15 protein-coding genes are annotated in these 13,276 nt (G+C 40.8%); 13 read left to right on the forward strand and 2 right to left on the reverse strand.

Going from position 1 to position 13,276, the window contains the following annotated elements; genetic code table 11:
- Positions 1-283: hypothetical protein (locus BLT18_RS18500; RefSeq protein WP_217635758.1), on the forward strand; the 283-nt coding region annotated here is incomplete at its 5' end.
- Between the two features lie 262 nt (positions 284-545).
- Here the strand turns inward: BLT18_RS18500 and yyaC are convergent.
- Positions 546-1,229, reverse strand: coding sequence for a spore protease YyaC (gene yyaC, locus BLT18_RS17335; RefSeq protein WP_091276887.1), 684 nt, complete (start codon positions 1,227-1,229; stop codon positions 546-548).
- A 101-nt stretch (positions 1,230-1,330) separates the two neighbouring features.
- Between yyaC and BLT18_RS17340 the strand changes: the two genes are divergently transcribed.
- From BLT18_RS17340 to BLT18_RS17395, 12 genes are all read left to right on the forward strand, one after another.
- Positions 1,331-2,347 (forward strand): YkvI family membrane protein, encoded by a 1,017-nt coding sequence (locus BLT18_RS17340; RefSeq protein ID WP_091276890.1) that lies wholly within the window; start codon positions 1,331-1,333, stop codon positions 2,345-2,347.
- A 146-nt stretch (positions 2,348-2,493) separates the two neighbouring features.
- On the forward strand, positions 2,494-2,697 hold the full coding sequence (locus BLT18_RS17345) for a DUF951 domain-containing protein (protein ID WP_091276893.1): 204 nt from the start codon (positions 2,494-2,496) through the stop codon (positions 2,695-2,697).
- Between the two features lie 591 nt (positions 2,698-3,288).
- Positions 3,289-4,389 (forward strand): redox-regulated ATPase YchF, encoded by a 1,101-nt coding sequence (gene ychF / locus BLT18_RS17350; RefSeq protein ID WP_091276897.1) that lies wholly within the window; start codon positions 3,289-3,291, stop codon positions 4,387-4,389.
- Positions 4,390-4,719: 330 nt separating this feature from the next.
- On the forward strand, positions 4,720-5,007 hold the full coding sequence (gene rpsF / locus BLT18_RS17360; protein WP_091276904.1) for a 30S ribosomal protein S6: 288 nt from the start codon (positions 4,720-4,722) through the stop codon (positions 5,005-5,007).
- A gap of 24 nt (positions 5,008-5,031) precedes the next feature.
- Positions 5,032-5,517 (forward strand): single-stranded DNA-binding protein, encoded by a 486-nt coding sequence (ssb, locus tag BLT18_RS17365; RefSeq protein WP_091276906.1) that lies wholly within the window; start codon positions 5,032-5,034, stop codon positions 5,515-5,517.
- A gap of 49 nt (positions 5,518-5,566) precedes the next feature.
- Positions 5,567-5,794 (forward strand): 30S ribosomal protein S18, encoded by a 228-nt coding sequence (gene rpsR / locus BLT18_RS17370; RefSeq protein ID WP_091276909.1) that lies wholly within the window; start codon positions 5,567-5,569, stop codon positions 5,792-5,794.
- Positions 5,795-6,175: 381 nt separating this feature from the next.
- Positions 6,176-6,322, forward strand: coding sequence for a hypothetical protein (locus tag BLT18_RS18450; protein ID WP_175487586.1), 147 nt, complete (start codon positions 6,176-6,178; stop codon positions 6,320-6,322).
- Between the two features lie 362 nt (positions 6,323-6,684).
- Positions 6,685-7,623: a YybS family protein gene (locus BLT18_RS17375; RefSeq protein ID WP_175487587.1), complete on the forward strand. Its 939-nt coding sequence runs from the start codon at positions 6,685-6,687 to the stop codon at positions 7,621-7,623.
- Between the two features lie 11 nt (positions 7,624-7,634).
- Positions 7,635-9,605: a DHH family phosphoesterase gene (locus tag BLT18_RS17380; RefSeq protein ID WP_091276915.1), complete on the forward strand. Its 1,971-nt coding sequence runs from the start codon at positions 7,635-7,637 to the stop codon at positions 9,603-9,605.
- Positions 9,602-10,045, forward strand: a complete 444-nt coding sequence (gene rplI / locus BLT18_RS17385) for a 50S ribosomal protein L9 (RefSeq protein ID WP_091276918.1) — start codon at positions 9,602-9,604, stop codon at positions 10,043-10,045. The genes BLT18_RS17380 and rplI overlap by 4 nt, the downstream gene beginning before the upstream one ends.
- 23 nt (positions 10,046-10,068) lie before the next feature.
- A complete protein-coding gene (gene dnaB / locus BLT18_RS17390; protein WP_091276921.1) occupies positions 10,069-11,436 on the forward strand; it encodes a replicative DNA helicase in 1,368 nt (455 codons plus the stop codon).
- Positions 11,437-11,656: 220 nt separating this feature from the next.
- Positions 11,657-12,946, forward strand: coding sequence for an adenylosuccinate synthase (locus BLT18_RS17395; protein ID WP_091276924.1), 1,290 nt, complete (start codon positions 11,657-11,659; stop codon positions 12,944-12,946).
- Between the two features lie 78 nt (positions 12,947-13,024).
- Here BLT18_RS17395 and BLT18_RS18505 read toward each other — a convergent pair.
- On the reverse strand, positions 13,025-13,276 hold a 252-nt coding region (locus tag BLT18_RS18505), incomplete at its 5' end, for a hypothetical protein (protein WP_217635759.1).

Here is a 13,276-nt window from a genome sequence, read left to right on the forward strand (position 1 = left end):
ATACTCTTGGAAAGTGGCCGTTAGGTTACTCATAAAAAATCGCCTTCTTTCGTTAATGGGTTGTGGTGACTTCATTATACCGAAAGAGGCGATTTTTTTGTGTTTTTGGCATAAAAAAAAGAATGTTGGAGTTTTTTCGTCCATTATTTTTGGTTGGCGACCAGGTGAGACGCCTGCGGGAAAAGCAAGAGCTGAAGATCCACCGACGGTGGTCTCCCATCGGTTAGCTGAAGCCTTGCCCGCGGCAAGCGAACCTGAAGAGCCATCAATACTAGAGGGATAAGTTATTCCAAACAACAAACCTTACAGCCCCATCTCTTTAGCTGAACCTCCTTTTTTTTTTCAGGACGCTAGGCAAGTTCTCTTGAAGAGGATTTTTTAAAGCGCCGGGTGCCCAGCATTTTTGTTCCTGCTAGAAATGATTAAGATAGTTCTCCCTTTTGCTTTTAGAACCCGTATTGCAAGATGACACTCGTTTAAAAGTTTTTTTGTGTTAGCAAGTCACACACAAAGTGGCAGAGGAAAAAACTCCCATTTGTACAGGGTTAATATTTTTGCGAATCACGTTGCACAGACAATGCTGACTCTATCTTGGAAATTCCTTTTTTACGTACAGGAGTGTTTGGCGCATCATAGCCAGACGTGCGATTTGATATCCTTTTTAGTTGCTGATCAGCTTTTATAAAACCTTCAGCAATACAATCGCCCATCGTCATAACGGTGTGAAGTCTTGTGTTTTGCAAAACAAAGTACTCCATCATTCCGCTGACATTGACAATACCAGTCACATGCATATCTCCAATATGGGGAAGCTTCTTTTTCATTGCCGCTCCAGGAATGACAGGTCCTTCAGAAAATGTCACTTTGCCAATATTTTTTATTCTGCCAAGACAGGCGTCTATAGCTACCATGTATGGATGATGGTGATTAGTTTCAATCATTTCAATTGTTTCTTCCAAGTTTACCGCATGAACTGGTTTTTCAAGTGTGCCGTATACACACAAGCGGTTCAGGTCGTGCTTTTCTAGGGCTGTACCTATGATTGGGCCTAACGAGTCACCAGTAGAACGATCCGTGCCGATACATACAACGACAATGTCGCGTTGAGACGGCACATTTTTGAGTTTAGCGAACAATTCATAAGCTAGTTTAGAAGAGGCTTCCGGTTCTTGTGAATGAATCTGGAAAGAAAAAGGCATACGGGCAGATACAGGTTTTTTTCCAAGCATATTGGTCTCTCCTTATTCATATTAGTTCCAGTATAGGAACGATATTTAATTTCTATACGTTCGCCTTTGTGAAAGGTGAGCCAAAACAAGGGAGAGAGCAAATGTTTGTCAATGGACTGAAATGGATGTTTTTAATTATCGGTACTACCATTGGTGCAGGATATGCTTCTGGACGTGAAATATGGCAATTTTTTGGTCATGAAAGTGGACTGGCTATTGTTTTATTTACGTTTTTATTTTGTGCAAGCTGTCATGTGGTTTTAAGTATTAGTTACACACACCAGACGGATGACTATGCTGCTGTTTTAGCTGAATTGCTGGGCCCTCGTTTGTCTAAAGGATATGACATAATTATTATCTTTTATTTGTTTACAACGACGGGCGTTATGGTTGCAGGAGGCGGTGCAGCGCTGGAGTACTTTCATGTGCCATTTTTAGCCGGTGTGTTGTTTATGTGTGCCTTGCTGTTAATCGTAGCGGTCAAAGGTGTAAAAGGATTAACAAGCGTAAACAGTGTGCTCATCCCTGTATTGATTATTAGTTTAGGTATTACACTATTTTCTTTCTTTTGGCTTCATGCAAATGTGGCCGATATCGACTGGAAAAATCAGCACAATTGGCCGTCTGCATTTACTTTTACTTCGTTAAATTTATTGCCGCTGGTAGCTGTATTATCCGCAGCCGGCAAGCAAATTCGGCACCGAGGTGAAATTTGGATTGCCAGCATAGGAAGTGGTGTTATCTTAGGCGGTGTCTCTTTTCTTTATAATGAATCATTACTAGTAGCAGCTGAAGATATTATGCTGTATGAAATACCACTATTTGCATTATTAAAATCATATCCTGATTATATGACAATATTTATGGCTCTACTACTGTGGACGGCTATTTTTACAACAGCTGCTTCTGGTTTATTTGGTTTGTCGAGCAGGTTGTATTCGGTTGTACGCATGCCTATGTGGGCACTTGCCTTTGTTTTGCTTTGTTTAATGCTTCCTCTCACTCAGTTTGGATTTGCGCAATTAATTGCTTTTCTTTACCCGCTGTACGGCTTTTTAAATTTATATCTGCTCATTGTTGTCTTAATTCATCCTTTTTACCTCAAAAAACGTTTGTAAACGTCTTTTTGTTGACAAATATCGTCATTGCCTGGGAAATGACTTTTCGTTATGGAATTGTTTCTTTAAAAAAGATAGGATAGGATATTAGGTGTAACGAGAGTCTAGTTAACAGGATGTATTGTCGTAGAAATGAGGTGACAGAAATGCCGGATCATCCATTTTCATTACATGATGTTGTAGAGATGAAAAAGTCGCATCCATGTGGCGAAAATAAGTGGAAGATCATTCGCATGGGAGCGGATATCCGTATAAAATGCCAAGGATGCGGCCATAGTGTGATGCTTCCCCGCAGAGAATTCAAAAAGAAGGTAAAAAAAGTGTTAGAGCAAGGAGATGCAAAGGAATGAAAAAAGGCAAGGGGTATTTATTTACTGGGTTCCTTGTCTTTTGTTTTGTATAGCATCATGAGAGCAGAAGCGTGGTTGATTGCGGAAGTTGTTTTTTGTTTTTGAAGTTGTTTTTTGTTTTTATTGTATGCTGGTGGAAGACAGCCGCCTCAAAGGCGGAACAAGGACATCCAATGAGGAATTGATAGATAAATGTTGGTTGGGCGCAAGCCTGGATTTTATGTTAAACTAATCGTGTGTAAATACAAGTGTGGCTGCTTGTTGCGTAAGTGCGATTAGTTTAATGGCTGTCGGTCATTGCCTATACCATTCAACATCCGCAAAGAGGACAAGCCACGAAACGATAATAAGAAAAACAAGTGTCTAAGCGGATACAAGGCTTCTATATTATACGAAGGAAACGTAGATTAGCTGGCAGAGGTTGTGCTGGTGTTCTTAGGAGTATTGCGCTTCACACAACCTGCAGGAAAGATGTGAAGTGGTAAGATATTCAGATAGTTCTTTCTGTAATTGGAAAGGATCGTTTATACCATTCGTTTAACATACACCATACTTTAGTAAATGTATAAAATAAAAAGGAAGTGACTTTATATGGCTTTAACAACTGGGATTGTAGGCCTTCCAAATGTCGGAAAGTCTACATTATTTAATGCCATCACACAAGCGGGTGCTGAATCTGCTAACTACCCGTTTTGTACGATAGACCCGAATGTTGGTATTGTAGAAGTACCTGATCAGCGTTTACAAACATTGACAGAACTTGTCAACCCCAAAAAGACTGTACCAACGGCATTTGAGTTTACAGACATTGCAGGGATTGTAGAAGGTGCAAGCAAAGGGGAAGGACTCGGAAATAAATTTCTTTCCCATATTCGGCAGGTAGATGCCATCTCTCACGTTGTACGTTGCTTTAATGATGGGGATATTACGCACGTTTCAGGAAGTGTGGATCCGATTCGAGATATAGAAGTAATTAATCTGGAACTGATTTTAGCTGACTTAGAAACTGTCGAGAAGAGATCGGCAAAAGTGGCAAAGATGGCTAAATCTAAAGATAAAGACGCCGTAGCAGAATATGATGTGCTGCAAAAGTTAATTGCTGTTTTTGAAGAAGAGAAGCCAGCAAGAAGCTTAGATTTAAGTGATGAAGAAAAGAAAATTGTTCACGGTTTTCAGCTCCTTACGATGAAGCCTGTATTATATGTTGCAAATGTCAGCGAAGAAGATTTATTAAGTGAAGAAGATAATCAATACGTTCAAGCAGTAAAAGAGTATGCAGCAAAAGAGGGTTCCGAAGTCATTACTGTGTGTGCCAAAATTGAATCGGAAATCGCGGAGCTTGAAGGGGAAGAGAAGCAAGAGTTTTTGGACGAGCTTGGAATTGAAGAATCAGGTTTAGACCAGCTTATAAAAGCAGCCTATACATTGCTTGGTTTGGAAACGTATTTTACAGCTGGTGAACAGGAAGTTCGTGCATGGACGATTAAAAGCGGTACGAAAGCACCGCAAGCGGCTGGAGTTATTCACTCCGATTTTGAAAGAGGTTTTATTCGTGCAGAAGTGGTCAGCTACGAGGATCTCGTTACGGCTGGCAGCATGAATGCCGCAAAAGAGGCAGGAAATGTTCGGCTGGAAGGAAAAGATTATGTTGTACAAGATGGAGATGTTGTTCATTTCCGCTTTAACGTTTAATAACTAGAAAGGCTGTATGCTGGCGGAAGACGGTATACAGTTTTTCTATTTACTGACGAAAAAGGGCAGCTTTTTAGTACTAGGGACCATTGATATCGTTCATATAGAGGAAAGCTGTATGGATGCCACAGGACAACTCAGGGGATCTCGGTACGGAGAAACCCATTCCCTTATCCGAACTACCTTTTCCAGGGTATTTGCTTTTGTTATCGATGATTGTCAAGGGGTGCTTGTTCTGTTATAATCACTAGTTGTGAGTAAAATTCATTGATGGTATTTTGCTCCTTGCTCTTAAAAAAGAGCCGTAAGACCAAAAGGAGGTGACGCAGCATGCGTAAATATGAAGTGCTTTACATTATTGCCCCAAGTGTGGACGAGAATGGCATCAAAGACACAATCGAACGCTATAATAATGTCCTCACAAACAATGGAGCAGAAATTGAGAAAGTCGAAGAAATGGGTAAGCGCCGTCTTGCGTATGAAATCAACGAAACAAAAGACGGTTACTACGTGGTTGTATATACAAAAGCTAACCCAGAAGCTACAAGTGAATTCGACCGTCTCGTGAAGATGGATGATAACATCCTTCGTCATATTGTTGTTAAAGATGAAGACTAATGAATACACATGGGAGGAGTTCCGATGATAAATCGTGTCGTGCTGGTTGGCCGCTTGACTCGTGACCCGGAATTGCGGTATACACCAAATGGAGTAGCTGTTGCGAACTTCGGGATTGCTGTAAACCGTCCGTTCACCAACCAACAAGGGGAAAGGGAAGCTGATTTCTTTAACTGTGTGGTGTGGAGAAAGCAGGCGGAAAATGTAGCAAATTATTTAAAGAAAGGCAGTCTTGCTGGAATAGACGGCAGATTGCAAAGCCGCAGATATGAAAATCAAGAAGGGCGCCGGGTAAATGTAGTGGAAGTGCAGGCAGAAAGCGTGCAATTTTTAGAGCCGCGCAATGCATCCGGTGGAAGCTCACGCAGTGATTATTCGGGTAGTCAAGGTGGAGGAAACACAGGCTTTAGCCAACCTAATCAAAGTGGAGGTTCCTCAAACTTGAACGATGATCCATTTGCAAATGATGGTCAGCCGATTGACATTTCTGATGACGATTTACCATTTTAAAAAGAGAACTCCTAATAAATAATAATTTATTCGAAAAGGAGGTAGAACGATGGCACGTCGTAGAGGAAAGCGCAGAAAAGTGTGTTACTTTACAGTCAATAAGATTGAAAAAATTGACTATAAAGACGTAGATTTATTGAAAAAGTTTATTTCTGAACGTGGTAAAATTCTACCACGTCGTGTGACAGGTACTTCTGCGAAGTATCAGCGTCAATTAACAAAAGCAATCAAACGTGCTCGCCACGTTGCTTTGCTCCCATATGTAAAAGAGCAGTAAAAGAAAAAAACGTTTCCCGGCCGTCTTCCGGGAAACGTTTTTTAGGTTTAATAATGTTTAGTCAGCATCATTAACAAGGGCATCGATGAGACAGATCCTGCTTAGAGCTGGCTGGTTTTTCTTTCTTTATATATGTTTGTTTTCCTTCCTCATTTAAAATCGTTGACAGCACGCAGATATTTTTAAGATATGGTCGAAGCTCTTGACCTGAATAAATACCCATATGTTTGGTTGTTCGTTTTTGGTGCTTTTGTCTCAATTCGATGAAAGGAAGTTTAAGATTCTATACAAACTGGGTAAGAATGGTACTAACATAGAAAAAAGAAATGGTTGAAATGCAAAGGCTTTTAAATCCATAGAAAAAGGGGAGGACGGGAAACGATGGGTGCAAGAGAATATATTCTTTATATTAACAATCAGTTAGAACAGCTTAAAGCGGTGGAAGAAGAGAATAAGAAAAGAGAAGATTATGCGACAGTTGTTTTTTCGTCTCGTCAATTTGAATTGCCAGGTGTGCAGTCAAGATGATAAAGAGTGCGAAAAGTTTGAAATATAGATAGAGGCCGAATAATGGACAATACGTTCGTTATTCGGCTTTTTATGCGTAATGTAAAAAAAGGAGGAGAAGTGTTGACGTTTTTTTACAGAAACACTTAGAAACATAGTATTTGTGTTGCGATACTTGATTCTGTTCTGCGCTGTTCTTTTGGGAAAATAAAGGAATGATATTAGTGACAGACGCTGTAAAGCGGTGAATCAAAATGTGAAACCAGATGCTTTATATAAAAGCTTGAAATGGTATATTCTTTCTTTTTTTATTAGAATACATTACAATAGACGAATGAATTCCTTTAAAATTTATGCGGCGTGTGATTGACGAGGTGAAAAAGTTGCAGAAAACGAAAGTTTTAACTGAAGGAGCAGTGTTAACAGGGATTTTTATTGTGATGATGCTCCTTTCCGTTTTCGTCCCGTTTTTTCTGATGGCATTAATGTGGTTTTTGCCGCTCCCATTTATTATTTATACAGCAAGGCATGATGTAAAGCCTGGAATAACTATGTTGGCAGCAGCAGTCCTGCTTTCTAGCATAATAGGAGGTTTTATTGGGCTGCCGTATGCCTTGCTGGCAGGTGTTGGAGGGGTGACAGCGGGTGCTTTGATTAGGCGTAATAAGGACGCCTTTTTTGTGTTGGCGGGAAGCAGTATTGCGTATATTGTGGTTTTAGTGGTTTTGTATGCAGCTTCTATCTTAATATTAAATATTGATCCGATTGCTGCTATACAAGATGTGATGAGACAATCTGTAAAGCAAGCTGAAGCGATGCTTTCAAGTATTGGTCAAGAGCCTTCGCAAAACCTTGAAGCTTTTAACGAGATGATTAAGCAGATTGGTTATCTCGGCCCATTATTGATTGTTTTTACAGGCATCTTTTATGCTGTTATCACCCAATTAATTACCCATGCCGTGCTGCGCCGTTTGCAAATAAATCCGAAGCCGTTTCCACCGTTTCGCCAGTGGAATTTTCCGCGCTCTTTACTGTGGTATTACTTGATTGTGTCTATTGCTTTCTTCATTGAATTTGAAGAAGGATCGGCACCGTTCATTATTGTTTGGAATGTGTTTCCGCTTCTAGAAACAGCTATGGCTTTGCAGGGATTTACGGTTGTGTTTTATTATTGTTATGTGAAGTCTATATCAAAAGCTTTTCCAATTATTTTGCTGATTTCTGGATTGTTTTTACCCTTTGTTCTTCTGCTCGCTCGAATTTTGGGTATAATTGATTTAGGATTTCAATTGAAAAAACGTCTGAAACCTGATGTGAAGTAGGGGTTGACATTATGCCTAGGTTTTTAATGAGACGATGGCACGGGTATCACGTGGTGTCTTTGTTTCTATTAGCAGCGCTTTGTAATGCGTTTTTAACCTATTACCAATGGAAAATTGGTGTGCTGGGGTATTGTTTGTTGGGGCTGTTAGTAATATATGCTCTTCAAGCTAGAAAGTCATTTAAAAAAGACTTAGAAAAGTATATTTCTACATTGACTCATAGGGTTAATAAAGCTGGTAAAGAAGCAGTAACAGAACTTCCGATAGGTATTTTATTGTACAATGAAGATTATGAAATACAGTGGGCCAATCCTTTTATCATGGATTTTCTTCCACGTGAATTTTTAGGAGAATCGCTGGAAAGCCTTTCAAAGAATTTGTTATCTGCTGTAAAAAAGGGAGAGACAGAGACAGAGTTGACGCTTGAGGGTAGGTACTATTCTATCCGCATTCGACAAGAAGAACGCCTCTTGTACTTCTTTGACATGACAGAGACACAAGCAACACAAGAGTTATACCAAGAAGAACAAACTGTTATTGGATTGATTTATCTAGATAATTACGATGAAGTGACACAGGGCATGGATGACCAGATACGAAGTAAGTTGTTGAGCCACGTGACATCCTCATTGAATTACTGGGCGAATGAGCATCAAATCTTGCTTCGCAGCATTTCAAGCGACCGTTTCATTGCGGTTATGAACAAAAAGGCATTAGATGAACTGGAAAAAACACGATTTGAGTTGTTAGACGAAGTTCGTGAAGTGACTGGGAAAGAAAAAGTTTCTATTACGCTAAGCATAGGGATTGGCAGCGGGGGTGACTCCTTGCGTGAGCTAGGTGACCTTGCTCAATCGAGTTTGGATTTAGCTCTTGGAAGAGGGGGCGATCAAGTAGCCATTAAAGAAACAAACGGAAAAGTCCGTTTTTATGGTGGAAAATCCAACGCTATGGAAAAACGAACTCGTGTGAGGGCTCGTGTTATTTCTCATGCACTCCGCGACTTTGTCTTAGAAAGCGATCAAGTTATTATTATGGGACACAAAAATCCGGATATGGATGCGATTGGAGCAGCGATTGGCGTACTGAAAATTGCTGCGGTTAACAATACCGATGCGTATGTAGTAGTGGACCCAAATGATATAAACCCAGATGTACAAAAGCTGATGGAAGAAGTAGGCGAACACGAGGACTTATGGAAACAATTTATTACGCCAGACGATGCCCTTGATGAGTTAACGCGGCACACATTGTTGGTCGTAGTTGATACGCATAAGCCGTCACTGGTTATTGAACCGAGGCTTGTAGACGCCGTCAACCGTGTTGTGGTGCTTGACCATCATCGCCGCGGAGAAGAAATCATTAAAGACCCTGTTCTTGTATATATGGAACCCTACGCTTCATCTACGGCAGAATTGGTCACAGAGTTGCTAGAATATCAGCCGCAGAAATTAAACATGGATGTGTTAGAAGCGACGGCGATGTTAGCTGGTATCATTGTAGATACGAAAAGTTTTGCCATTCGGACTGGATCGCGGACATTTGATGCCGCCTCGTTTTTGAAGTCGCATGGAGCGGACACAACGCTTGTACAAATGCTCTTAAAAGAGGATATTGAACAGTATGTGCGCCGTTCGCGTTTGATCGAGAAGGCATCTATTTACCGGGACGGCATGGCTATAGCAAAAGCTTCTGGTGAAGAAACTTTTGATCAAATCCTTATTGCACAGGCTGCCGATACTCTCCTGACAATGAACGATGTAAAAGGCTCCTTTGTCATATCGAAAAGACAGGACGGGAAGGTGAGTATTAGTGCCCGTTCTTTAGGAGAGGTAAATGTTCAAATTATTATGGAGGCATTAAACGGGGGTGGTCATTTGACGAATGCTGCTACTCAAATTGAAGGAGTCTCCATTGATGAAGCGGAAGAAATGTTAATGCAAGCTATTGATGACTATCTGGAAGGAGGAACAAAAGAATGAAAGTAATCTTTAACAAAGATGTAAAAGGAAAAGGCAAAAAAGGGGAAGTGAAAGATGTATCAGAAGGGTACGCTAGAAACTACTTACTTCCAAATAATTTAGCGGTAGAAGCAACAAAAGGTAATTTAAAAAATTTAGAAGCTCAAAAAGAAAGTGAAAATAAAAAAGCGCAGCAGCAGTTAGAAGAGGCCAAAGAGTTTAAAAAACAGCTTGAAAATACAACAGTGGAAGTAAAAGCAAAAGCTGGGGACGGCGGCCGTCTATTTGGGGCTGTTTCAACCAAGCAGATTGCAGAGACGTTAAAAAAGATGAATTTAAAAGTAGACAAGCGAAAGATCGAGCTTGATGACCCGATTCGTACACTTGGTGTAACAAAAGTACCTGTTAAGGTTCACCCTCAGGTGATGGCAACTATCAATGTTCATGTTAAAGAAGAGTAACAGCGAAAGGCAGGAAGACAGCCATGAGCGACTTGTTATCAGATCGAAAGCCGCCGCAAAATATTGAAGCGGAGCAAGCTGTCATCGGTGCTGTTTTTCTAGAAGGAGAAGCACTAGTGGCAGCTTCTGAGCGCTTAAGGCCGGAGGATTTTTATCGCGTGTCCCATCAGCGCATTTTTCAAGTCATGCTTGAAATTGGCGAAAGAGGAGATCCTGTAGACCTTGTTACCGTCACATCTGTTTTACAAGATCATCAATGGTTAGAAGAGGTGGGGGGCATCTCTTACCTTACTGACCTTGCAAATGCAGTACCTACTGCAGCTAACGTAGAATATTATAGTAAAATTGTCCAAGAAAAGTCGATTTTACGACGTTTGATTCGCGCTGCGACAGATATTGCCTCAGATGGTTACGGACGAGAGGATGAAATTGAGGATATTTTAAATGACGCGGAGCGTTCTATACTAGAAGTTGCTCAACAGCGAAGCTCCGGAGCTTTTGTCTCTATCAAAGATGTGCTGATAGAGACGTATGATAATATTGAAATGCTGCAAAACCGTGAAAATGATATAACTGGTATTTCCAGCGGTTTTGCTGAACTTGATCACATGACAGCAGGTTTTCAGCGAAGTGATTTAATTATTGTTGCTGCAAGGCCTTCGATGGGGAAAACAGCATTTGCGTTGAATATCGCCCAAAATGTGGCGACAAAAACTCCGGAAAATGTAGCGATATTCAGCTTAGAAATGGGAGCATCGCAGCTCGTTCAGCGAATGCTTTGTGCAGAGGGAAATATCGATGCAACGAAAATGAGAACGGGATCCTTAGAGGAAGAAGACTGGGAGAAGTTAACGATGGCTATGGGCAGTCTATCTTCAGCTGGGATTTATATTGATGATTCTCCTGGCATTAAAGTAAATGACATCCGTTCTAAGTGCCGCCGGTTGAAACAAGAACGAGGTCTTGGAATGATTTTGATTGACTATTTGCAGCTTATTCAAGGGTCTGGTTCAAAGAGCGGTGAAAACCGTCAACAAGAAGTCTCAGAGATTTCAAGGAGTTTAAAAGGGATTGCTCGTGAACTGGATGTTCCTGTCATTGCTCTATCGCAGCTGTCGCGTGGTGTGGAATCCCGTCAAGATAAACGTCCGATGATGTCAGACCTCCGGGAATCAGGAAGTATTGAACAAGATGCGGATATTGTTTCGTTTCTTTACAGGGAAGATTACTATGACCAAGATGCAGAAAACCAAAACATTATTGAAATTATTATCGCTAAGCAGCGAAACGGTCCAGTTGGCAACGTAGAGCTTGCCTTTATTAAAGAATACAATAAATTTGTGAATTTAGACAGGCGGCACGATGAAAGTCAAGCTCCGCCTGGTGCTTAACCGACAAACCTGGAAAGTGCACTTTCCAGGTTTTTTTAGTTGTATAACGAACATATATTGAGTTATTTGTTTACAATGTTCGTGTTTTATTGACTTATTCGTTGGAAATTGATACACTGTTTGAGGAATTAACATGATAAGTGATAATAAGACAAATTTGTAGAAATGCAATAAGTTGAAATGTTGCCTGAGTTAACGCAGGTGCCGGAGGTGGACGAAAGTGTCGTCAGTAGTAATTGTGGGTACGCAATGGGGAGACGAAGGAAAAGGGAAGATTACCGACTATCTTTCTGAAAATGCAGAAGTGGTAGCAAGATATCAAGGTGGAAACAATGCTGGTCACACCATTGTTTTTAATGGGAAAAAATATAAATTACATCTCATTCCTTCAGGTATTTTTTATGACAATAAAACATGTGTAATTGGAAATGGTATGGTCATTGATCCAAAGGCGCTGGTAGAAGAATTAAAATACTTACACGAACGCGGAGTTGATACAAGCAACTTGCGGATCAGCAACCGTGCCCATGTGATTTTGCCATATCATGTGAAATTAGATGCGGTGGAAGAAGAAAGCAAGGGTTCAAATAAAATTGGAACCACACGCAAAGGTATTGGACCTGCTTATATGGATAAGGCAGCTAGAACCGGTATTCGTATCTCTGACTTGTTGGATAGAGATGAATTCGCAGGGAAATTGGCGAGGAATTTAGAAGAAAAAAACCGTTTATTAGAGAAAATTTATGAGGCAGAGGGTTTTCAAACGGAAGATATTCTAGATGAGTATTACGAGTACGGCCAGTTCTTTGCTGATTATGTATGCGACACATCAGTTGTGCTAAACGAAGCTATTGATGCTGGACGCCGCGTATTATTTGAAGGTGCGCAAGGAGTCATGCTGGATATTGATCAAGGTACATATCCATTTGTTACGTCCTCTAATCCGATTGCTGGCGGTGTAACGATTGGATCCGGTGTGGGACCTTCTAAAATTCACCACGTTGTCGGAGTATCGAAGGCATATACAACAAGAGTTGGCGACGGGCCGTTTCCAACTGAATTGACCGATGAAGTCGGCGATAAGATACGAGAAGTGGGCAATGAATATGGTACAACTACCGGGAGACCGCGCAGAGTAGGCTGGTTTGACAGTGTTGTTGTACGTCATGCACGCAGAGTCAGTGGCATTACAGACTTATCACTGAATTCCATTGATGTGTTAACTGGAATTGAAAAGGTGAAAATTTGTACGGCTTACAAATACCGCGGGGAAGTACTAGAGGAATTCCCGGCAAGCTTAAAAGTGCTAGCAGAGTGTGAACCTGTGTATGAAGAGATGCCTGGATGGAACGAGGATATTACTGGTGTGAAATCTTTGGAGGAGTTGCCGGAAAATGCTCGTCACTATTTAGAACGTATTTCTCAATTAACCAATATACCTTTAAGTATTTTCTCTGTGGGTCCAGACCGGAACCAGACAAATATGATTAGAGGGGTATGGGGCATGTAACTTCTATCACCTTAAAGGCTGGGACAAATCTAAAACTGGTTTCTCAAAAGCCGAACAATGAAGATGTGAAAGTATATTTTACGTAAATATCGTCCACATATGGAGACTCCAGCTTTGAATAGCACGAGCCAAAGATCCGCTTGGTAAAAAGCTTTTCTTTCCCAAGTCAGCTGAAATCGTGCTCCAGAACATAAGATATGTTGACGGAGCAACGATAGAATTTGCTGTTATAAATGGGGCTGTATCAAAAGCCCTTAACGAAAAATACCATGGACGCCATCCCTCCAGATGGTGACCATGGTATTTTTTTATAACCAGCTTATGCAGCTG

Origin of the sequence: Alteribacillus persepolensis (assembly GCF_900099605.1) — a bacterium.
In the GTDB taxonomy this organism is placed as follows: Bacteria; Bacillota; Bacilli; order Bacillales; family Marinococcaceae; genus Alteribacillus; species Alteribacillus persepolensis.